This window comes from Paractinoplanes atraurantiacus (assembly GCF_900215205.1).
Lineage (GTDB): Bacteria > Actinomycetota > Actinomycetes > Mycobacteriales > Micromonosporaceae > Actinoplanes > Actinoplanes atraurantiacus.
In genome coordinates this window covers 55,345-76,271 of sequence record NZ_OBDY01000016.1, presented here as the reverse complement: position 1 = coordinate 76,271, position 20,927 = coordinate 55,345, and the positions used below count along the sequence as shown (strand labels likewise).

General features: G+C 70.4%; 24 protein-coding genes. 17 read left to right on the top strand and 7 right to left on the bottom strand.

The annotated features are described in order from the left end of the window. The first annotated feature begins 312 nt into the window (after positions 1 to 312). The 3 genes from CRP55_RS30205 to mraY all read left to right on the top strand — a co-directional run bounded on the left by CRP55_RS30205 (position 313) and on the right by mraY (position 2,505). Entirely contained in the window at positions 313 to 822 is a 510-nt protein-coding gene (locus tag CRP55_RS30205) for an immunity 21 family protein (RefSeq protein ID WP_245923480.1), read from the top strand. Between the two features lie 72 nt (positions 823 to 894). Then, a complete protein-coding gene (locus CRP55_RS30200; RefSeq protein ID WP_097323992.1) occupies positions 895 to 1,314 on the top strand; it encodes a VOC family protein in 420 nt (139 codons plus the stop codon). Between the two features lie 84 nt (positions 1,315 to 1,398). Further along, positions 1,399 to 2,505 (top strand): phospho-N-acetylmuramoyl-pentapeptide-transferase, encoded by a 1,107-nt coding sequence (mraY, locus tag CRP55_RS30195; protein WP_097323989.1) that lies wholly within the window; start codon positions 1,399 to 1,401, stop codon positions 2,503 to 2,505. A gap of 13 nt (positions 2,506 to 2,518) precedes the next feature. Here the strand turns inward: mraY and CRP55_RS30190 are convergent, their stop codons facing one another. Beyond that, positions 2,519 to 2,980 carry a hypothetical protein gene (locus tag CRP55_RS30190; protein WP_097323986.1) on the bottom strand — a complete coding sequence of 154 codons (462 nt, stop codon included), beginning with the start codon at positions 2,978 to 2,980 and terminating at the stop codon, positions 2,519 to 2,521. 53 nt (positions 2,981 to 3,033) lie between these two features. On the opposite strand from CRP55_RS30190, the gene CRP55_RS30185 reads away from it, so the two are divergent. After that, positions 3,034 to 3,717 carry a hypothetical protein gene (locus tag CRP55_RS30185; RefSeq protein WP_097323983.1) on the top strand — a complete coding sequence of 228 codons (684 nt, stop codon included), beginning with the start codon at positions 3,034 to 3,036 and terminating at the stop codon, positions 3,715 to 3,717. Here the strand turns inward: CRP55_RS30185 and CRP55_RS30180 are convergent. Next, positions 3,714 to 4,121, bottom strand: coding sequence for a hypothetical protein (locus tag CRP55_RS30180; RefSeq protein ID WP_097323980.1), 408 nt, complete (start codon positions 4,119 to 4,121; stop codon positions 3,714 to 3,716). The two genes, CRP55_RS30185 and CRP55_RS30180, sit on opposite strands and share 4 nt — an antisense overlap. Before the next feature lie 47 nt (positions 4,122 to 4,168). After that, entirely contained in the window at positions 4,169 to 4,723 is a 555-nt protein-coding gene (locus CRP55_RS30175; RefSeq protein ID WP_245923479.1) for a DUF6993 domain-containing protein, read from the bottom strand. A gap of 146 nt (positions 4,724 to 4,869) precedes the next feature. Between CRP55_RS30175 and CRP55_RS30170 the strand changes: the two genes are divergently transcribed. Beyond that, on the top strand, positions 4,870 to 5,871 hold the full coding sequence (locus CRP55_RS30170) for an SEC-C domain-containing protein (RefSeq protein WP_097324320.1): 1,002 nt from the start codon (positions 4,870 to 4,872) through the stop codon (positions 5,869 to 5,871). Between the two features lie 174 nt (positions 5,872 to 6,045). Here the strand turns inward: CRP55_RS30170 and CRP55_RS30165 are convergent, their stop codons facing one another. Then, positions 6,046 to 7,365, bottom strand: coding sequence for an isocitrate lyase/phosphoenolpyruvate mutase family protein (locus CRP55_RS30165; RefSeq protein ID WP_179855391.1), 1,320 nt, complete (start codon positions 7,363 to 7,365; stop codon positions 6,046 to 6,048). Positions 7,366 to 7,429: 64 nt separating this feature from the next. Here CRP55_RS30165 and CRP55_RS30160 point away from each other — a divergent pair, with 64 nt between their 5' ends. After that, positions 7,430 to 8,398: a zinc-dependent alcohol dehydrogenase gene (locus tag CRP55_RS30160; protein WP_245923478.1), complete on the top strand. Its 969-nt coding sequence runs from the start codon at positions 7,430 to 7,432 to the stop codon at positions 8,396 to 8,398. On the opposite strand, the gene CRP55_RS53325 is transcribed toward CRP55_RS30160, so the two are convergent. Then, positions 8,345 to 8,818: an HAD family hydrolase gene (locus tag CRP55_RS53325; protein WP_179855389.1), complete on the bottom strand. Its 474-nt coding sequence runs from the start codon at positions 8,816 to 8,818 to the stop codon at positions 8,345 to 8,347. The genes CRP55_RS30160 and CRP55_RS53325 overlap by 54 nt on opposite strands. 69 nt (positions 8,819 to 8,887) lie before the next feature. Here CRP55_RS53325 and CRP55_RS30150 point away from each other — a divergent pair, with 69 nt between their 5' ends. Then, positions 8,888 to 9,721, top strand: coding sequence for a LysR family transcriptional regulator (locus tag CRP55_RS30150; protein ID WP_097323969.1), 834 nt, complete (start codon positions 8,888 to 8,890; stop codon positions 9,719 to 9,721). Here CRP55_RS30150 and CRP55_RS30145 read toward each other — a convergent pair. Both CRP55_RS30145 and CRP55_RS30140 read right to left on the bottom strand, forming a co-directional pair. Further along, positions 9,696 to 10,151 (bottom strand): nitroreductase/quinone reductase family protein, encoded by a 456-nt coding sequence (locus CRP55_RS30145; RefSeq protein WP_097323966.1) that lies wholly within the window; start codon positions 10,149 to 10,151, stop codon positions 9,696 to 9,698. The genes CRP55_RS30150 and CRP55_RS30145 overlap by 26 nt on opposite strands. Before the next feature lie 57 nt (positions 10,152 to 10,208). Next, positions 10,209 to 11,108 (bottom strand): GNAT family N-acetyltransferase, encoded by a 900-nt coding sequence (locus CRP55_RS30140; protein ID WP_143235003.1) that lies wholly within the window; start codon positions 11,106 to 11,108, stop codon positions 10,209 to 10,211. Between the two features lie 120 nt (positions 11,109 to 11,228). On the opposite strand from CRP55_RS30140, the gene CRP55_RS30135 reads away from it, so the two are divergent. From CRP55_RS30135 to CRP55_RS30090, 10 genes are all read left to right on the top strand, one after another. Then, positions 11,229 to 11,786, top strand: coding sequence for a DUF1349 domain-containing protein (locus CRP55_RS30135; protein WP_245923477.1), 558 nt, complete (start codon positions 11,229 to 11,231; stop codon positions 11,784 to 11,786). Between the two features lie 226 nt (positions 11,787 to 12,012). Further along, positions 12,013 to 12,630, top strand: coding sequence for a hypothetical protein (locus CRP55_RS30130; protein WP_143235001.1), 618 nt, complete (start codon positions 12,013 to 12,015; stop codon positions 12,628 to 12,630). Positions 12,631 to 12,688: 58 nt separating this feature from the next. Continuing rightward, complete coding sequence (locus CRP55_RS30125; protein WP_143234999.1) at positions 12,689 to 12,877, top strand: hypothetical protein; 189 nt, start codon at positions 12,689 to 12,691, stop codon at positions 12,875 to 12,877. Next, positions 12,874 to 13,287 carry a hypothetical protein gene (locus CRP55_RS30120; RefSeq protein WP_097323953.1) on the top strand — a complete coding sequence of 138 codons (414 nt, stop codon included), beginning with the start codon at positions 12,874 to 12,876 and terminating at the stop codon, positions 13,285 to 13,287. Before CRP55_RS30125 ends, CRP55_RS30120 begins: the two co-directional genes overlap by 4 nt. Positions 13,288 to 13,376: 89 nt before the next feature. Further along, on the top strand, positions 13,377 to 16,226 hold the full coding sequence (locus CRP55_RS30115) for an NACHT domain-containing protein (RefSeq protein WP_143234997.1): 2,850 nt from the start codon (positions 13,377 to 13,379) through the stop codon (positions 16,224 to 16,226). Positions 16,227 to 16,302: 76 nt separating this feature from the next. After that, positions 16,303 to 17,220 carry a MurR/RpiR family transcriptional regulator gene (locus tag CRP55_RS30110; RefSeq protein ID WP_097324314.1) on the top strand — a complete coding sequence of 306 codons (918 nt, stop codon included), beginning with the start codon at positions 16,303 to 16,305 and terminating at the stop codon, positions 17,218 to 17,220. After that, positions 17,217 to 17,969, top strand: coding sequence for a sugar isomerase domain-containing protein (locus CRP55_RS30105; RefSeq protein WP_097323948.1), 753 nt, complete (start codon positions 17,217 to 17,219; stop codon positions 17,967 to 17,969). Before CRP55_RS30110 ends, CRP55_RS30105 begins: the two co-directional genes overlap by 4 nt. A gap of 135 nt (positions 17,970 to 18,104) precedes the next feature. Next, positions 18,105 to 19,289: a glycosyl hydrolase gene (locus CRP55_RS30100; RefSeq protein WP_097323943.1), complete on the top strand. Its 1,185-nt coding sequence runs from the start codon at positions 18,105 to 18,107 to the stop codon at positions 19,287 to 19,289. Positions 19,290 to 19,346: 57 nt separating this feature from the next. Further along, positions 19,347 to 19,790: a hypothetical protein gene (locus tag CRP55_RS30095; RefSeq protein ID WP_097323940.1), complete on the top strand. Its 444-nt coding sequence runs from the start codon at positions 19,347 to 19,349 to the stop codon at positions 19,788 to 19,790. Between the two features lie 47 nt (positions 19,791 to 19,837). Then, positions 19,838 to 20,917 carry a lysylphosphatidylglycerol synthase transmembrane domain-containing protein gene (locus CRP55_RS30090; RefSeq protein ID WP_245923475.1) on the top strand — a complete coding sequence of 360 codons (1,080 nt, stop codon included), beginning with the start codon at positions 19,838 to 19,840 and terminating at the stop codon, positions 20,915 to 20,917. Positions 20,918 to 20,927 lie beyond the last annotated feature (10 nt).

Genomic DNA, 20,927 nt, shown 5'->3' with positions numbered 1-20,927 from the left:
GCCGGGTGCGATCGCGCCATTGAGATATTTGCGTCTGGCTGAACAATTGAATCTGACCCCGTATCTGGCGCATGAGTTATTCTCCCGCGAGCCCAGCCGGAGCGGTAAGAGAGAAAACGTGCCACATTCGCGTGGACCATCAGACAGGCCTGAATTCTCATGCCGCTGTCATCGCGGAGCCGTCGCGAGCGAGTGTCACCGTCCGTACGGGCTGGTCCTCTGGCCGCTGGCTGTCGCAACTTGCGGTCGGCGCTCCAGTGCCGACAACGGTCCGCCATGTTCTGGCAAGATCGGCGAGGGAGGTGGCGTTCGTTGCCGTACACGTGGGTTTCGTCGGGTGGCGGACCGCTGCTTGCCGCTCCTCAGTCGGCGCTTTCGCTGTGGACCGGTGCTGATAGCACGGATGGACCCACAGGGGATTGGGGAGATTACGGTCGGGCCTGCGCGGTCGACGGCTATATCGGCCTGGTCGCCATCGGTCAGCAGCAGGCGTTAGTTCTGGGCGACGAGCCGGCGACGACGACGTACCTGCCCTCGGAACGGCTTTTCCTGCGCTGGGCCGCGGCGTATGAAGAAGACGGCCTGGTCAGTGCTGCACGTCAAGCGGTACGGGACGGCGTGCGGTGGGATGCCGATGAAGATGTCCGCTGGGCGGTGGACGGGCCAGTCGTGTTGTTCGATTCGGCCTGGCCCGGAACGGAGTTGGAGGCCGACAACCACCTCGTAGTGGAATTGCAACCGGGCACCTACCGGGTCCGGGCGACATGCCGCGTCGATGGCGACAATTGGATGATCCTCGTTCAGGTTCAGCCCGTCCCATGAACGTGCCCGGCCGAAGGCGAACGTCGGCTTTGACTTGTTGCTGCCTGGCGTTCGATGCGTGAAGGTGGCGGCATGACTGATGAGGATCCGAAGCGGCGGGGTGGCGCGCGGCAGATGCGGCTGATCGTCGAGGTCGAGGACTTCGAGGCGGCCGTGGCCTACTTTCGCGACACGCTGGGGCTGGGGGAGGAAGCGGCCTTCAGCGGGGACGGGGACGAGCGGGTCATGATTCTCGAAGCGGGGCGGGCCACCTTGGAGCTGGCCAATCCGGCCCACCGCCGCTACGTCGACGAGGTCGAGGTGGGGCGGGCGGTGGCGCCGCGGTTCCGGATCGCGTTCGAGGTCGGGGACGTCAACCGCCGTACGGCCGAATCGGTTGAAGCCGGCGCCGGACTCGTCGCGCCGCCCACCGAAACGCCGTGGCGGTCCCTGAACGCGCGCCTCGACACGCCCGGTGACCTGCACATCACGCTCTTCGAAGAGCTCGACTGAAGTTGAACGCGCTTGCTCCCGGATGGCAAGCTCGTGCCCTGTGACCGATGATCTCGTGAAGGACGTTCGTCAGGCGCTGGTTTCGTGAGGGCGGTCATCATCGCGGCGGCGGTCGCCTTCCTCATCTCGCTGTTCGCCACGCCGCTCGCCATCCGGGTGTTCACCGCGCTGAAGGCGGGCCAGCCGATCCGGGGCGGGCTCGGGCTGGCCAGCAACCAGGGCAAGAAAGGCACGCCCACGATGGGCGGGGTCACGATCATCGTGGCGACCGTCTTCGCGTACGTGGCCGGGCATTTCGCCCTGACCACCCTGCCGGACCGGCAGATCGCCCAGGAACGGCCGACCATGACGGCCCTCGTCCTGCTCGGGCTGTTCGTGTTCTGCGGTGTCGTCGGCTTCCTCGACGACCTGCTCAAGGTGCGCCGGCGCAACTCGGACGGGCTGTCGGCCAAGGGCAAGCTGCTCGGGCAGGCGATCGTCGGCACCGGATTCGGCATCGTGGCGCTGTACTTCGCCAGCACCAACGGGCAGACCGTGGCCAGCGAGCACATCTCGTTCATCCGCGACATCAGCTGGCTGGACGTGGGCAAGGTCGGCTCGGTGATGGTGTTCGTCTTCGTGATCACGGCGATGTCGAACGGCGTCAACCTGACCGACGGGCTCGACGGGCTGGCCACGGGCGCGTCGATCCTGGTGCTGGGCGCGTACGCGCTGATCGGTTTCTGGCAGTACCGGCACTGGTGCGGTGACGAGGCGTACGCCCGGGCCAACGACTATTGCTACCAGGTCCGGGACCCGCTGGAGATCGCGATGATCGCGGCCGCGGCGGCCGCCGCCTGCGTGGGCTTCCTGTGGTGGAACACGTCACCGGCGCGGATCTTCATGGGTGACGTGGGTTCGCTCGGGCTCGGCGGCCTGATCGGCGGGCTGGCGGTGGCGACCCGTACGACCCTGCTGTCGATCCTGATCGGCGGTCTCTTCGTCCTCATCACGGTCACCTGGGTGATCCAGATCGTGTCGTACCGGACCACCGGCCGGCGTGTCTTCCGGATGGTGCCGTTGCACCACCACTTCGAGCTGGCCGGATGGAGCGAGGTCAACATCGTGGTCCGGTTCTGGATCGTGGCCGGCATCTCGGTGGCCGTGGGCCTCGGCCTGTTCTACTCGGAGTTCCTGGCCGTCGCCGGATGACGGCCGCCGGGGATCACCAGGGCCAGCCGGCGGTCAGGGCTTGGACCTCTTCGCCGGGCTGAATGACGAAGGCGTCCCCGCCGTCCTGGTCGAAGACCACCTGAGAGCCGGCAATGGCGGTCAGGGCGCAGGCGGCGGTGAGAACCGCCAGCGGGTACGGCTTTCGGAAGCTGATGATCTCGACCGGAGTGCTCGCGGCGAGATCGGACCGGCCGCCGGCCGAGCGCAGGGTGACCTCGCCGAGGTCCAGGCCGCCCGTCGCGGCGCAGGCGCTCGGGCTGGGGCACTCCGGCAGCCGGGATCCGGGCTCCTCGCCGAGGACTCGGAACCAGTTCGTGCCGTGGCAGCCGGCCACCCGGAAGACCTCCAGCACGTCAGCGGCCGCGGGAAACGGCAAAGCCGGTGGCGCGGCGCGGGTCAACTCGGCTGAGTGCTCCAGACCGTGCAGCGGCATCACGAACAGCGTCCAGCTCACGGTCGGCAGTGTTGCACGGGAGCGCGGTGGCCCGGTGTTCCTACCCTGGTGGAGTGCAGCTGACCGAGATGAGCGTCGTGGGGATCCGGACGTCGATCACGGTGTTCCGGCGGCGGGCCGGCGGGCTCAAGTTCGTGGTCGTTCCGACCATCCACATCGGGCGGCCGGACTACTACCGGGCGATTCACGAGCGGCTGAAGCCGTGCGTGGCGGTGGTGGCCGAGCAGTACGACGGGCCCAGCTCGACCGGATACGCCTATGTGGCGGCGATGAAGCTGACCCGGCAGCGGGCCGGCCGCGACCTGGTGCACCAGGACATCGACTACGCCTCGCTGGGCGTGCCGATCATCTTCCCGGACGCGGTGCCCGGCCTGGAGGCCGGGCCGAACCGCGAGCTACCCCGCGACACCTGGCTCGACGTGGCGTTGCTGACCCCGGCCCTGGCCGTCGACATGGCGCTGCACGGCCGCGAGTGGCTCACCGGGCGTCAGCTCGACATCGACGACGACAGCGACGTCGCGATGTGGCCCAAGTTCATGCACCGCAAGGTCATGACCGAGCGCGACGAACTGCTGATCGGGGCCCTTCGCGAGATCGACGGCGAGTTCTCCGCCGAGGACGCCGAGGTGGCCGTCGTCTTCGGCGCCGCGCACATGCCGGCGGTCGTGCGCGAGCTGGTCGCCTGGGGCTACCGGCCGGCGCCAGGTTCGCGCTGGCTGACGGCGGTCGACTTCTAGAGCCGCCAGCGGGGCTGAATCACCAGCAGTGCGAGAGCCGAGTTGACGATCGGGAAGATCCAGGGCGTGCCGGCGCCGAGGAACAGCAGATCCGGCAGGTTGAACAGGACCAGGGCGACGACCCGGAACCAGTACCACCGCAGCTCCTTGCCCAGCCTCAGCAACGCGAGAAGGACAACGGTCAAGGGCACCAGGACGTACGAGACGACGTACGCCCCGAACAGGCCGAGCACCACGTTGTCGCCGACCGTGCGGAACGTGTCGGGCAACTGGGCGCCGATCGAGCCGGCGGCCAGCAGAACGACATGGAGCGCGACGTGGAACAGCATCCACGGCAGCACCCCGGCCCCGGCGATCCCCGCGCACAGGCGACCCGATCGTGTGCTCAGGCCGGCGTTCACCATGCGGCAAGCATGGCATGTGGATCATCGGTTGGCTGTCCCGGGGCGAGTCAGTGGGAGAACGGCTCCAGGCAGCCGAACTCGGCGGCGGCGCCGGTCACCTCGATCTGGAGGCGTTCGGGGCGTACGTCGCCGATCACACAGCCCGCCTCGGGAAAGTGAACCGCGAAGACGGCACCGGGCGGGGGAGCGGACTCCCCGATCGGCGCGCGCATGGTGGTCACCTGCACCTGGTCGGCGTCGAGACCGAGGCTCAGCAGGGCCCGCTGGGTGGAGGCGGGCGCGAAGTCGCCGGCGGAGCGCAGGGCGGTGAGCTTCGGCCGGATGCGGGCGGCCAGGGCGTCGCCGGTGCGCTGCTCCTCGGCGGTGAGGTCGTGGCGCTGCTTCCAGCCGTTGTTCTCGGCCTGGTGCGGAGCGCCGTCGCCCGGCGGCTGGGCTTGAGCGTCCGCGCCGTCCGGCGGCAGGGAAGCGGCCGAAGCGGGCGGTGACGGCGTGGCGGTGACGAGCGGGGAGGAGTCGCCGTCGCCGGCGCCCGGCCGCGCACAGCCGAGAGCGACCAGCCCGAACACGGCCGCCACCACCCACCGACCGGAATGTCGTCGCATCATCCGTCCCCTGTCAGCTCCGGTCCGGATAGTAGGAGGCGCGGTCCAGGGACGGTGGAAGCGCGTCACCGTGGCCGGTCGCGCGCAAGCCGGAGTGAGACCCAGATCAACAGTCATGAGTCCGCGGGAAGTTGTACCGTGACGGCGTGCCAATTAAAGCCGATCTGACCAGCGCAGACCTTACTGAGATCCGGCAGAGCGCCCTGGGGGCGGCCGATCCGCTGGGTGTTGCGGCCGAGCTCGCCGAAGCGGCCGAGGCCGGGAAGCTGGCCGACAAGGACGACGCGGGGTACGCGCTCGCGCTCGCGGCCGAGATCGCGGAGAGCCGGGGGAAGCTCGACGCGGCCCTGCGGTACGCGGAACGGGCCGTCGAAGCGTTCGGGACGCGGGACGACAACCAGGCCGCCGGCGCCAAGGCGCTGCTGGCCCGCGTGCTGTTCCGGACGGGCCGCGACGACGAGGCGATCGCCGCGCTCGAGCCGCTGCGGCCCTTCCTGACGCAGTACGGGGACGCCCCGGCGTACGTCGGCGCGGCCCTCGCGGCCGGGCGCCGCGACCGGGTGGCCGAGGAGTGGCTGACCGAGGCGCTCAACGAGGTGCTGGCCGGGCGGGGCGACGCCGCCGAGCCGTCCAGCGCCGAGGACGCCGGCCAGCTGTTCTTCCTGCTCCAGCAGCGGCACCGGACCCGCCACGCGCTGGGCCTGCAACACGACCACCACGACAACCTGGCCGACCGGCTCGAGACCCGGCTGGCCAACGCGGCCGCCCGCCCGGCCGGAACGCCCGCCGACGACCTGCTGTTCTGGCCGAAGGCGGAGCTGGAGAAGCTGCTGGAGAAGTGGCCGGCGCTGTCCGAGCCGTACGGGGCGAACTGGGACGAGCACCGGGCCCACCTGGAGAAGGAGCTGGTCCGGCTGACCGGGGCGGGCCGCACGGGGCTCGCGGTGCTGCCGGGCACGGTGTCGGGGCTGACCGGGTTCGCCGGCGCCGACGGCGACCCGGCCGACCCGCAGGTTCGCGGCGGCTACGCGAACCGGCTGGCCGGCGGCACCAACCAGATCCCGTGGCCGCCGGAGCGCAACGGCGCCTGCTGGTGCGGTTCGGGCCTGAAGTACAAGAAGTGCTGCCTGCCGCGCTCCCGCAGCTGACAGCCGATCGGAGTGCCCGCGCGAGTGCTTGTGCGCTCGCGCGGGCATTTCCGTCTGCTGCCGCAGGTGCGTGGACGACCTTCGTGCCGCGCGGGGCTTGTGCGGGGCGGACGGCTTTCGCGCCCCGCGGGGGCTTGTGCGGGCGGAGAGCTGCCTTGTGCGGGCGACGCTGGCTCAGGTGCCGAGGCGGCTTACCTCCCGGGCGATGCTCGTCCACGTGCGGCCGGACGCCGTGGCACCCGGGCGCTGGGCCGGGGCGACACCGGGCCGGGGTTGATCACCGGACCGGGGCTGGTCGAAGTCGGACGCCGGTAGTTCATCCGGCTGGCTGACGGCGTCCCAGGGGCGTTCGGCGGGCTCGACGGCGGCGGCCCAGGGACGATCGTCCCGCGAACCGAAGGCCGGGGCGCCGAAAGGCGTCGGCGCCACCGCGGGCCGCGGCGCGGGCAGCGGGGTAACGGGTTCCGGGAGGAAGCTCGCCGGGCGGCCGGGCGCCAACGTGGCCAGGACCGCCGGCGGCATCAGGTCTATCTGGTCGACCGCCTCGACCGCCTCGACCGGAGAGCCCGGCGCGGACCGAGCCGCCGGAATGGTCAGGGCGGACAAATCCGGCGCGAAAGCCGCGGGGCTGGTCGCCTGGGCGGGGCCGGCGGCCCCGGCCGCAGCGGGACCGGACGCAGCGGAACCGGGTACGGCGGAACCGGGTACAGCGAGACCGGGCGTCGCGGGGCCAGCCGCAGCGGGATCGGCGGCAGCGGTGCCGGGTGCAGCGGGGCCGGGCGCGCCGGCGGTGAGTGCTTCGGATCCGGTCGCGGTGGGTGGAACGGTCAAGGCGTGGTACGCGACCGAAGCGGCCCGCAAAGCCGCCAGCACCGCCGTCAGCGGGTGCAACACCAGGATGACGCCCGCGGCGGCCAGCTCGGCGTCGCTCAGATGGCGGCCGCCTCCGCTTGCGCCCTCGGTGCGGTTCAGGACGAGGCGTACGTCGGGAAGGGCCGCGTGCAGCGACCTCAAGTCCGTCTCGCGGGCGCCGAGCGGAAGGACGGCGTCCGCGCCGGCCGACGCGAGGGCACGGCAGCGGGCGATGATCTCGCCGAGGGTGTCGCCCGGCGCTGTGGCGATCACCAGGACGCCGGGGGCGCGTTCCTTCACCGCCGCCACCCGCAGGGGCGAGCCCTCGTTCAGCACGATGCCGCTGATGCCCGCTCGCTGGTAGGACAGGGCCGCCCACACCGCCGCGTCCGGATCCTCGAAGCCCACGTTCGCGTCCGCGAGCAGGGGCACACCCCCCAGGAACGACCCCAGGACCGCCGCGCGGTCGGCGATCTGGGTCGCCGAGACGGTGGACGGTTCCAGCATGGTGGCCGCGATCGCCTCGCCGGACAGGTACGCGGCGCGGATGCCGGCCCGCACGGCGAGCGCGGCGCTGGCCGGGTCGTAGACGCCGGGGACGTGCGTGACGCCGCCCGGTGCCAGGAGGTCGGTGGAAGACATGCCGTCGATCATCCCGGGTTCACCGCCGGTTCGCGATACACCGTTGCGGTGTTACGTTCGGGTCGTGATCGTGTCTCGTCTCCACCGTGCCGGCGAGATCCGGCTGCATGAGGAAGAACGCCCTGTTCCGGGCGATGGTGAGCGGCTCGTCGAGGTGACCTCGGTCGGCATCTGCGGCTCCGATCTGCACTGGTTCACCGAGGGCGGCATCGGCGACGCGGTGCTGCCGCGCCCGCTCGTCCTGGGCCACGAGATGGCCGGTGTCATCAGGGGCGGGGCCGACGACGGCGTACGGGTGGCGATCGATCCGGCGATCCCGTGCGAGACCTGCGAGGAGTGTCGCGCCGGACATCCGAACCTGTGCACGCGGATCGTCTTCGCCGGGCACGGCGACTGCGACGGCGGCCTGCGGCAGTTCATGGCCTGGCCCGCGCACCGGCTGCACCGGCTGCCGGACGGGCTCTCCGACGACGAGGGCGCGATGCTGGAGCCGCTCGGTGTCGCCCTGCACGCGATGGACCTCAGCCATCTGCGGATGGCGTCGACGGTGGCGGTGGTCGGCTGCGGCCCGATCGGCCTTCTGCTGGTGCAGCTCGCGCATTTGGGTGGTGCTACGCGCGTACTCGCAAGCGATCCTCTTCCTCATCGTCAGAAGGCGGCGGAAAGTCTCGGCGCGGAGCCCGCGGGATCGGAGGCCGTGGCCGACGTCGTCTTCGAGGTGTCCGGATCCGACGGTGCGGTCGAGGCGTCGTTGCGGTTGGCCCGGCCGGGCGCGCGGGTCGTGCTGGTCGGCATCCCCGACGGCGACCGGACGACGTTCAGCGCCGCGCTCGCCCGGCGCAAGGGCCTGACGCTGGTGATGGTGCGGCGGATGGGCGAGGTCTATCCCCGCGCGATCGACCTCGCCGAGCGGGGCCTGGTGTCGCTGAAACCGTTGGTGTCACACACTTTCCCGCTCGGCGACGTCGAAAATGCCATGTCAACGGCTTCTTCCCGTACGGGCGTGAAGGTCGTCGTCCATCCTGGCGCTTAGCTCGGCCCAGTCCTTCACGGGCGTCACCCACGAGGGCGGCGTGGCGCGCTGCGGACCGAAGAGGTAGTGGTGCGCCACGACGCCGCGCAGCGCCTGGTGCACGTCGAGCTTGTCGTCGATGAAGTGCGTGATGCCGAGCTCGGCGCAGTGGATCGCCTTGTCCGGCCGCCTCAGGCAGAAGCGCAGGTGGTCGCGGGGGATGCCGGTGCGCGCGGCGAAGTCGTGCTGGTCGAGCCACTGCCGGGTGCGCCGCTGGACCCGTTCGCCGCACTTCGAGACCAGCCACACCTGGTCGAAGAGCGGCACGAGCCGTCGCAAGGTCTCGAAGGCGCCCGGCACCGCCGGTGCCCCCGGCATCGCGGCGGGGTCGCCGACTCCGTCGATGATTACTCGTCCGATGTCTACACCAAGTCGTCTCATGCCACTCAGCGTGCGGGCTCAGATATTAGGGCGGAACTATTTCTCTGCGCCCGGCTATAGTCCTGCGCTATGGATCTGACGGCGTTCGCGGTGTTCGCCGCCCACCTCAACTTCACGCGTGCGGCCGAGGAACTGCACATCTCGCAACCGGCTCTGCACGTGAAGATCCGCAAGCTGTCGGAGTCGCTGGGCCGCCCGCTGTACCGTCGCGAGGGCCGCCGGCTCGTGCTGACCGCCGACGGGGAGGCGGTGGCGAGGTTCGCCCGCGGCCAGGACGAGCGGCTGGCGTCGTTCCTGGCCGAGTTCGCGGGCGCGCCCGCGCAACGGCCGGTGGTGCTGGCCGCCGGCCAGGGCGCGTATCTCTACCTGCTCGGCGACGCCATCCGGACGGCGCTCGCCTCGACACCCCTGCGCCTGATCAACTGCGATCACCGGCAGATGCTGGCGGCCGTACGGGGCGGCCAGGCCCACGTCGGGGTGAGCGTTCTCGACGTCCTGCCGCCCGATTTATCCGTACGGGAACTGGCGTCTTTTCCTCAGATGTTGTTCGTCCCGTCCGGCCATCGGCTGGCCCGGCGCCGCTCGATCCGGCTGCGTGACCTGGACGGGGAGTCGTTGGTGGTGCCGCCCCAGCATCGCCCGCAGCGCGTCATGCTCGAACAGGCCCTGCGCACGGCCGGCGCCGCGTGGACGGTCGCGGTCGAAGCCGAGGGCTGGCCGCTGATCACGCATTTCGTTGCCCTGGGCGCCGGCCTGGCCGTCGTCAACGGTTGCGTGCCGGTGCCGCGCGGCCTGGCCGGCATCCCGGTCAAGGACCTGCCGCCGGTCACCTATCACGTGGTGCACCAGCCGTCGGCGATCTCCGATCCCCGCGTCGTCAGTCTTCTTTCGCTTCTAGGATGACCACCGCGGTCTCCGTCGTCCGCAGCGCCGCGAAATCGTCCAGCCGAGGATCGAGCTCACGCCACCGGTGCCACAGGCGGTCGCGTTCCGCGCCCATCGCTGCGCGTCCGGTCACGGTCCGTTCGCCATCGGGCGTTCGGAGGTACGCCGTCTCGTGCGCCCGAAGATTGAGCCACCAGGCCGGCTCGCCGTCGCCCCAGCCGTTCATGGCCAGCGTGACCACCGACGAGCCGTCCTCGAGGTAGGCCAGAATGACGCTGCGCTGTTGCCCGCTGCGCCGCCCCACCGTCGTGAGCCGGAACATCCCATAACGGCCGGGGCGCGGCCGCCGCAACCCGAACCGGCCACCGCTCGCGCGATACAGCCCCCGATGCACCCGCCACGCGGTCGTGACGACCCAGCGAGGCGGCACCCGCACCCCATCCGTCATGTCCTGGAGTCTGCGCTCAGAACCCTGTGACTCCCCTGAGCGAGATCGATCCGGCGGTCACGAGCCCGCGACTTCGCCGGGTGGGAACGACGCGACGATCCGGATGGCGAAGACCTGATAGCCGCAGCGTTCGAAAGACGCGGCCATCGGCTTGTTCACCTTGTCGGTGTCGGCCCGGATGCAGGTCGCCCCGTCCTCGGCGAGAACATGGGTGATCTCGGCCAGCAGGTCGTCGGCGTAGCCGTGGCCGCGCTGCCCCGGCACTACACCGACGAAGCCGACCACCGGCCCGCCGTCGTTGGCGCTGGGCAGGGCGGCCCCGACGACCTGGCCGTCCTGGTCGAAGGCGACGCGCCACTGGTCGCGCGGCCCGCGCATCTGCTTGTAGAGGGCGATGTCCTCACGGGAATGCTCCAGAGCGCCCAGCCGCGCGACACCCTCCCGGGTGGCGACGTCGAGGCTGTCCTCCGCGATCGCGGCGAACAGGGCGGCGAACTCCTCGTCGTCCGGCTCCGGCTCGAACGTCAGCCGGGTCGAGCGCCGGGGGAGCGGGTCGTCGTCGGTCCACTGGTAGCGCAGCCGCTCGTTGACATCGCCGAGCCCGGCCAGCTCGGCGGCGGCCAGCCGCAGGGTGACCTCGGGCGCCTTTTCTCGCCCCGGCGAGGTGAACAGGTGGTATTCGAACGGCGGCGGCATCCTGCGGATGAGCGCGGCCCAGAGGCCCACCGGATCATCCACGTCGGGCGCCGCCCACAAGGTGTCGAGGGCGAGGGGCCGCTCACTGGTGGGAAAGCCCCACCACACGGCGACACCCTTGATCTCGTCGCCGTCGGCGGCGACCCAGGTCCAGTCAGGACGGTAGCTGGTGGCCTCGAACAGCCGCTCGAAACGGGACGGGTCGTCGAGACACTTCAGAACGCGGCCGAGATCCCCCTCGGCCATGGTGCGGAACAACAACGAAGCCTCCCAGGCATCGGTATGCGTGCGGAAATCACGGCACCCTCCTTCCTGTCGGCGTTGCGTCCCCGCATGATGCCCGGGCCACCCGCCGCCCGCATCCCATTTATGCTCACCGTCATGAAGTGGTTGAACGAGCCGCGCGAGTGGTCGGTGGACGACGGCGTGATCCGGGCGGTCACCGAGCTCAAAACCGACTTCTGGCGCGAGACCTTCTACGACTGGACCACCGACAACGGCCACTTCTACCACCAGCCCGCGACCGGCGACTTCACCGCCCGCGCTGTCGTCTCGGCCGAGCACGCCGTCCGCTTCGACCAGGCCGGCCTGATGGTCAGGGCCGACGAGCGCATCTGGCTGAAGGCGGGCTTGGAGGTGACGTCAGGCGCCGTACAGATAAGCACGGTCGTCACCCGCGACTACTCCGACGTCTCCATGACCCCGGTCCCCGACTTCACCGGCGAGGTCACCATGCGCGTGACCCGCTTCGGCGCGGCCCTGGCCGTCCACTACCGCAACGGCGACAGCCCATGGCACCTGCTGCGCCTGGGCCACCTGAACCTCCCCACCACGGTCGACGTGGGCGTGATGTGCTGTTCCCCCGAGCGCGCCGGCTTGAAAGCCACCTTCCGCGACTTCCAGATCGGCCCCCCGATCTCACGGGAAGGCCTCGAGTAACTCCGCCGCTCGTGGATCACGCACTCCTGCCCGCCGGTCAGCGCGCTCCCGCTGGTCCGATCGTGCAACTCGCGGAGGATCCGGCCGCAACTGGCATAGGCCGCCTCGTCCCGCTGGCTTGAATGATCGGTGGTCCGCCCGCGCCCGGGCCGCCGAACCGTGTCGCTTACGTGCACGACCTCGCGCGTGTTGTGCCTGCTGCCCAATGCTTCCTCAGCTATGAGGCATGATCCCACCCGTGTGGAACGGGGCGGCCTTCACGATTCTCGGCGAGGCCGATGTCGAGAACGACGTGGCCCAACTGGAGGCGTACGCCGGGACGAGACTCCCGGCGGCCGTGAGGGAATGGTTTCGGCGCGGCGGTGACCGGCGGCTCGCGGCGGTCGGTTCCAACCTCTATCCGCGGCTCGCGGACGTTGACATGCGGTTCCTCGAGGCCGGATTCCTGCTGTTGGAGACCGACAGCCAGTTCTGCTGCCGATGGGTCGTGGAAGTGGCGGCGGCCGACGACGACCCGCCGGTGTTCCTCGTCGACCCCGAGGACTACGCGTGCGCGTCGCGGGAGCGTTATGCCGACCGATTCTCCGACTACACCTTCGCCTGCGCCTGGGACGCGGATCTCTGGAGTGACGACACGTCGGAGGCCGACTTCGATCAGCCGCTGGAAGTGGGCGCTCTCGATGACCTCCGGCGGCGGCTCGGTGCGCTGCCGGTCACGTACGGCTGGGCCGGCAACCGGTCCTGCGACGCGGTCCACCGCTTCGGCTCCCCAATCGGCGGCGAGCGTGTCGCGTTGGCCGTGCAAAGCTCCCAGGTGCTGTGGAGCTTGATGAGCCCGGCCTGAGCGATTCACTCGTACGGGTGGATGTCAAGGGACTACTAGTCCCGTTACTATGCCCGGCATGGTCAATGACACCCCTGAATTCATTTACCCGTCCCAAGCCGTCAAAGACTTCGCCGCGGCAGTCGGCCTGCCCGAGCCCGGCCCCTGGACACGAGAGGAGTGGGACGCTTTCGAGGCCGAGCAAGACGCGGCGGATGCGCGACTCGCCGAAATCATCGCCCGCCGCAACGCAAAGAACGCCGCATGAACGCCACTCGGGCGCCGCGCATACTCGACGCCTCCGCGGTCGTCGAGATGTTCGCGGGGCACCCGAAGCTGATGAAGCTGTTGGAGAAAGCCCAAGTCGGTGAGGAAGCACTGACCATGCCCGCCCTCGCGGTGGCCGAGGCGCAAGCCGCGCTCCGGTATTCCGACAAGATGTGGCAGTACTTCTTCGGTATTTCCGGGCTCACCGAGCAGACCTTGAGCTGGTTCGGTGCCCTCGAAGCGGGCAGCATCGCCTCGGCCCGGCTGGAGCATTATCCGATGCAGCCGGCACTCATCGGGCCGATCATGGTGGGCCAGGTGGTCCACGAAGCACGGGAGATGGACGCCGTGGTGGTGACCCGGATTCCCGAGGCGTACGGCGCCTACGACGTCGCCCTCCATCTGCTCTAGCGCGCCCTGGAGAGCCTGCGCCGCGACTGTCGATCAGGGGTGGGCGACGTCGCGGCGCAGGTACAGGGCGGTTACGCCATCATGGAGCGATGCCCTCTCGACTTACCTATGCCGGTGCTGTGGCGATTTTGGGTGGGCCGGAGCCGTTCGGGGAGGGCGCCGGCCCGCGAGACGTTCGGGTCGGTGTGGTTCGGCACGGTGGGTGGGTGGCTGGTGGGATCGCTGAGTCTGTGCGTGGTTTCGGGCGGCACGAACGCAGTGCTCGGCTTCAAGCTGCTCATGTCGTGCTGGTGGTGGCCGCGCTCTTCGAAGAGCTGGATGGGCCGCCCCATCTGGTGGAGGGCGAGGGCACGCTGATCGAGCGGCTCGTTCCGGTTCCTGTTCCGTTGCCGGGGCCTGATCTGCCGTACGACAGCGAACTGAAGAACTGGGTCTTTGCCTCGGCCTCGCATCTGGGTTGTCAGGTGTCCGGGCTCGACCAGCGTGTCGTCGCCCGATGTGATGCGGTCCGGCGGCGGCTCGCCGTGGAGGTTCCCGAGTTTGGGCTCTGGGGTGACTCGGACGGCGCGCCGGCCACCGCCCGCGGGCTGAAGCGGCTGGAAGAACTGCTGCTCCTCGCTGGTTCGGGGCGGGATCCGGGGCGGCATCGGGACGCGCTGGCGACGGCCTATCGGGCCGACCTCGAACGGCCGGTGCTCGGTGGGGATGCGGGGGAGGTGCTTCTGCCGGCGCTCGGGGCGGCCTATCTCGATCCGCGTTTCCGGGTCAGGTCGGCCGGGCCGGGGGCCCGGCCCGCCGATGAGAAGTGGTGGAGCGGGGCCGAGGTGCGCACCGACTTAGCCGACTTCCTGGCCGCCTATCTGACCACCACGCAGGCCGCTGAGGCGCCGATGCTGCTGCTCGGTCAGCCGGGGGCCGGGAAGTCGTCGCTGACGCGGATTCTCGCCGGGCGGCTGCCGGCGGGGGACTTCTTCGCCTGTCGCGTGCCGCTGCGGGAAGTGCCGGCCGAAGCCGGCGTGCAGGACCAGATCGAGCTGGCCCTGCGCCGGGAGGTCGGCGAGACCGTCTCCTGGGCCGAGCTGTCGCGGGACGCGGCCCTGCCGGTGATTCTGCTCGACGGCTTCGACGAGCTGCTTCAGGCCACCGGGCTGCACCAGTCCGACTACCTGCAGCAGGTTGCCAAGTTCCAGGAGCGCGAAGCGCGGCTCGGCCGCCCGGTCGCGGTGCTGGTCACCACCCGGGTCGCCGTCGCCGACCGGGCCCGCCTGCCGTCCGGGGCGCTCGCCGTGCGGCTCGAACCCTTCGACGACGCGCAGATCGGGCGCTGGCTGGCCGTCTGGAACCGCACCAACGCGCGGCTCAAGCCGCTGACCGCCGATGTCGTCCTGCGGTTCCGGGCGCTGGCCGAGCAACCTCTTCTGCTGCTCATGCTCGCCCTCTACGACGCCACCGACAGCGCGCTCCAGGACGGCGCCGCCACCCTCGACGACGGGCAGCTCTACGAGCGGCTTCTGACGAGTTTCGCCGAGCGTGAGGTGCGCCGGGTCCACGCCGGGCAGCCCGACGCCGTCGTCGCCGGGCTCGTGCAGCAGGAACTGCTCCGGCTCTCCGTGGTCGCCTTCGCCATGTTCCATCGCCTGCGGCTGTGGGTCACCGAGCGCGAGCTCGACGACGACCTCGCCGGCCTCGGCATCACGCCTTCGCGGCCCGGCCGCACCGAGGCGTTCCGCAGCCCTCTCACCGCCGGGCAGGAGGTGGTCGGGCGGTTCTTCTTCATTCAGCGGGCGCAGGCCTTCCAAGACGGTCAAACGCTTGCGACGTACGAGTTCCTGCACGCGACCTTCGGCGAATACCTGGTCGCCCGGCTGGTCGTGCAGGCCGTGCGCGACACCGAGGCGCGGGAGGCGGCCGGCACGCTCCCGCTGCGCCTGGGCGCGGCGAACGACGACGACCTGCTGCGGTCGCTGCTCGGTTTCACGCCGCTGACCGCGCGGGCCACCGTCCTGCCGTTCCTCGCCGGGCTGCTCGACGGTGCCGACCGTGACCGGCTGCGCGTCTGGCTCGCGGGCCGCACGGCCGAGGCGGTGACCCAGCCGCACTATGTGCCGAGCCGCTACCAGCCGATCGGCAAGCGCGCCGACCATTGGATGGCCACATACTCGTACAACCTCATGATTTTGACCTTGGCCTGTGGTGGCGAGCTGCGCGCGTCCGGCCTGTTCAGCCGCGCGAAGGATCCGGCGGCCTGGTTGCGCAACTCGGCGTTGCAGTGGCAGGCGGCCGTGCCGGGCGGCATGTGGATGGACGCCATGGAGGTCCTCAAGGTCACCCGGGATTGGCGCGACGGGCGCCGTGACATCGTGCTCGAGCTGGCGCTGGACTGGACGAGAGACCTCCCGGACGGGTTGAACGTCTACTGGATGAACGGCATGGAATCCCAGCGGAGCGACCTGCCCTTCACCGCCGCCGTCGAGTTGCCGCCCGCGGTGCGGTCGATGCGGTTGACCAACCGTTTGAGCGACGACCTGCTGCTGCACGCCCTGGAGCCGATGATCCGGCGGATGCCTGCGGCGCTGACCCAGTTCTCCGCGCCGGACGAGTGGTTCCACACCTCGGTGGCGAACACCCTCGTCCGTATGTGGCTGGCCGAGTCGCCGCAGGAGCTCGACGCCGCCTACGCCGACGCGCTCTTCGCCGCTATCGACACGCCGGCCGCGAGCGGGCACATCGCTCACCTGATGCTCGACTCTCTGCGCGCCAACGCGCACCGGCTTTCCGCGTTCCGCGTGCGCTCCATCATCCGTGACCTGATGGACGCCGCGACCTTCTCCTCGGCAGATGCCTCCAGCGCCCTCCGAACCTTGACGGAATCCGGAGCCGCCGACGGCCCGCAGAATGTCGAGCTCGTCTCCCGGCTTGAGGCTCTCATCGAAACATAGAAGAGAGTTATTGACTAGAAGCTCTCGCGGTCGTAATTTTCATCGGCAGACGGCAACGATGAAAAGGATGACCGACGTGAGCGGTGAGAGCGGTGGCCTGCTGGGACGCCTGCGGACCGAAGGGCAGCAGCTGCCCGAGGCCCTGGCGCGGATCGCCGAGACGATCCTGGCCGATCCCGAGACGGCGGCCCACGCCAGCATCGTCGACCTGGCCGAGCGGTCCGGCACCTCGACCGCGACGGTGACCCGGTTCAGCCGCACGCTGGGCTTCAAGGGCTACGCCAACCTGCGCGTGGCCATCGCCACCGAGACCGGGCGGGCCGAGCAGGCCCGCTGGGAGACCGACATCTCCGGCGACATCGCGCCCGGCGACCCGCTCACCGACGTGCTCGACGTGGTCACCGCGGCCGACACCCGGGCCATCCAGAGCACCGCGGCCGGGCTCGACGTCGGCGCCGTCGAGCGGGTCGCGCAGACCATCGCCGGCGCGCAGCGGGTGGAGATCTTCGGGCTCGGCAGCAGCGGCACGGCCGCGCGGGAGATGGCGTTCCGGCTCGAGCGCATCCGGGTGCCCGTCTGGCATCGCACCGACTCGCACACCGCGCTGACCAACGCCGCCCTGCTCCTGCCCGGCGACGTGGCGATCGGGCTGTCGCACTCCGGCCGCACGCGGGAGGTCATCGAGACCCTGGCCGAGGCGGCCGACCACGGTGCGCTCACCGTCGCCGTGACCAGTTTCGGGCGGTCGCCGCTGGCCGAGGTGGCCGACATCGTCTTCACCACCGCGGTGCAGGAGACCACCTTCCGCCTCGCCGCGCTGTCGGCGCTGCATTCGCAACTGCTCGTGCTCGACCTCATCTACGTCGCGGTCGCCCAGCGCACGTACGAGCGTACGGCCGAAGCCCTCGAAGTGACGGTCCGCGCGGTGGACGCCCATCGCCTGCCCGAGAAGAACCCCACCCGCAAGCGCGGGCGTGCGAAAGGACAACCGTGAGCCTGACCAGCAGTGACTACCTCGAGAAGATCCAAGCCGCGATCTCGCGGGTCGGCACCGGCCAGGCGGGGCGCGTCCGGCAGGCGGCGGAGATCCTTGCTGATTCCGTACGAGCCGGTGGGGTGATCCAGGCGTTCGGGTGCGGCCACTCCGAGGCGCTCGCCATGGAGATCGCCGGACGGGCCGGCGGCCTGGTCCCCAGCAACCGGATCGCGTTGCGGGACGTCGTCCTGTACGGCGGTGAACCGCTCTCGGTCCTGCAGGACCCGACGGTCGAGCGGCGCACCGACATCGCCCACCGGCTCTACGAGCTGGCCCCGGTGAAGCCGGACGACGCGTTCGTCATCGCCTCCAACTCCGGCATCAACGGCGCCGTCGTCGAGATGGCGCTGCTGGTCAAGGAGCGCGGGCACCCGCTGATCGCGATCACCTCGGCCGAGCACTCGGCCGGCGTCGACTCCCGGCACCCCAGCGGACGCAAGCTGGGCGACATCGCCGACGTGGTCCTCGACAACGGCGCCCCCAAGGGCGACGCCGCCCTGCCGCTCCCCGGTGGCGGCGCGGTCGGGGCGGTCTCGTCGATCACCGCGGCGCTGCTGGCCCAGCAGATCGTCACCGAGGTGGTGGCCCGCCTGATCGACGCGGGCGTGACACCGCCGGTCTACCTGTCGGACAACGTGCCCGGCGGTAAGGAGCACAACGCGGCGATGGAAGCCCGGTACGCCGGGCGCATCCGCCGTACGGCATAAGCCCGGTCTTTCCCGGTGTGAGGTTTGGCCGCCTCGCGGGTCAGCCGGGATGACCGCGTTCCACAACGGCACACCCGCGCCGGAATGACCGCCGGCGCGGTCCGTGATCCCCCCGTTACCAGGAGGCCTTACTCCATGCTCAAGAAGAGATTGGCGGCAATTCTGACCGGGGTCCTGGCCGGAGCGGGCGCCGTCGCCCTCTCCTCCGGACCCGCCGAGGCCGCCGACTGCGGCTACCTGTTCGACGACTTCCACTACAGCACCTCGGCCGACCCGGCGCTGACCGCCAACGGCTGGACGCCCCGCAGCTACCAGGGCGGACCGGGCGTGCCCGGCGCCAACTGGTCGCCCAACAACATCACCTTCCCCACCTCCGGCGGCCAGAAGGTGCTCCAGCTGACCGCCTCGACCGACGGCACCGGTGCCGGCACCAACCACGCCGAGCTCTACTCGACGCAGAAGCGGTATCTCGACGGTACCTACGCCACCCGCATCCGGTTCACCGACGCGCCGGTCAGCGGCAACGACGGCGACCACATCAACCAGACCTTCTTCACGATCAGCCCGCTCAACGGCGATCTCGACCCCACCTACAGCGAGCTGGACATCTCCGAATATCTGCCGAACGGCGGCTGGGGCGAGACCGGCCCGATCAACTACCAGACGAGCTGGTACACCTACCGCAACGATCCCTGGTACGCCGACAACGTGCACTCGGAGCAGCGCTCGAGCCTGGACGGCTGGCACGAGCTGGTGGCGCAGGTCGCCAACGGGCACATCGTGTACTTCATCGACGGCGTGCAGGTCGGTGATCACTCGGGCAAGTTCTACCCGCGCCAGACGATGACCATCAACTGGAACCTGTGGTTCATCGACACGGCGACCCACACAGGCGGCCTCAGCACGTACATCGAGCAGGTCGACTGGGTCCTGTTCGCCAAGAACCAGGTGCTCTCGCCGTCGCAGGCCACCTCGCGGGCCTCGGGCTACCGCACCGCCGGCAACACCTTCGTCGACACGGTCGCCGGCACCGGGACCTGCTCGAACCCGCCGCCGACGACTCCTCCCGTGACCACCCCTCCCACCACCACCCCGCCCACGACCACTCCTCCTCCGGCGACCAACTGCTCCGACGCCCCGGCTTGGGCGATCGGCACGATCTACACCGGCGGCAAGCTCGTGAAGCACGAGCGCAGCCGCTACGGCGACCCGAACGGCCCGAAGTCCGGCGACGGCGTCCACCTGTGGCGCGCCAAGTACTGGACGCAGGGTTCGGAGCCCGGCTGGACCGACCAGTGGCAGGACCTCGGCCGCTGCTGATCCTCTAGTGGGAGCGGGGCGGCGCCGCCCCGCTCCCATGATCTACAGTTCCGGCCCGTGGGCGCATCCGGCTGGGACTACTACACCGACTACCAACCCGATCTGAACGCGGCGCTGAACGCGCTCCGCGACCGGGTCTTCGCTGAGGGTGACTACTGGTGGGCGGTGCCCGGCGAGTTCGGCAAGTCGGCCGCGGATTTCCCCGATCGCCCGCGCACCACGGACGAACTCTGGAACGAGGAAGCTGTCCGTGAGTGCGGAACCCACTCGATCCTCGACGTCGACCGCGTGGTCGACGGCGCGCACGGCCGCACCGGCACGATCGTCCCGGTCACGGCCGAGGAGGCGCTCGCGACCACCGGCACCGAAAAACCCACTCGGGCACACACCGGAAAACTCGACAAGCTGGTGGGCCCGCGGTGGAGCGGTCGCGTCGCCGTCCTGCACGACGACAACGGCACTCCGAGCGAGCTGTACTTCTTCGGCATCTCCGGCGACTAGATCACAGCAGGTAGCCGCGGGTTGATCGCGTTTGCCAGGATCGGCCCGTGTCTCCTACCCGGTCCGAGCTGCGGCCCGACCCCGCGGCCCCGCCCGCCGGTGTCCGGAGGCGCTGGTGGCCGCGCCTGCGCCTGCCACTGATCCTCGTCGCGGCGGTCGCCCTGGCCGCCTACGGCCTGCGCGGCCGCTTCCCCGATCCCCGCGACTTCCTGGGCGCTTTGACCGGCGCCGACTACTGGTGGGTCACCCTGGCCGTGGCCCTTCAGGCCGTCTCGATCGGCGCTTTCGCCTGGCAACAACGTCAACTGCTGAGAGCTTTCCGGGTACGCATCCGGGCCCGCTTCGCTTTGGCGGTCACGCTGGCCCGTACGGCCATCTCCATCTCGATGCCCGCCGGCGCCGCCGTCTCCGCGGGTTACGCCGGCCGCCAGTACGTCCGCACCGGCGCCACCAAAGAGATCGCCGCCGCCTCGATGATCGTCTCCGGCCTGACCTCGATCGGCGGCCTGGCCCTGCTCTACGTGGTCCTCGGCGCCGCCCTGCTCACGACCGACCCCGACCTGCTGGCCACCCCCCAGCCGCTGATCGTCGTGGCCGCCCTGATCGCCCTGACCGCCACCGCCGTGATCCTGGGCCGCCGCGCCATGCACCGCCCACCGCGCCCCGACTCCGGCCGCACACGCTCCGGCAACAAGATTTTGGTGTACGCCCGCAAACTGCTCACCGCGGCCGCCGAGGCCTGGCGCGCCGGCGCGGCCCTGCGCTCCCGCGAGTGGATCACCGGCGTCCTCTACTACACCGTCAACTGGCTGACCGACCTCCTGTGCCTGGCCGCGACATGCCGCGCGGTAGGCCTCCCGGTAGGCGTCATGACCTTGGCCGGCATCTACTTGGGCGTCCAGATCGTCCGCCAGGTCCCGTTGACCCCCGGCGGCGTCGGCGTCATCGACACCGCCCTGGTGGCGGGCTTGACCGCAGCCGGCGCCACCGCCGCCACGGCCGCCGCCGCGGTGGTCATCTACCGCCTGATCTCCTGCTGGCTCCTGATCCCGGCCGGCGGCATAGCCGCCCTGTACCTGCGCCGCGACGTAGCCACGGTTCCCGCCCGAGCCGCCCGCGATCGATGATGAGGGGACG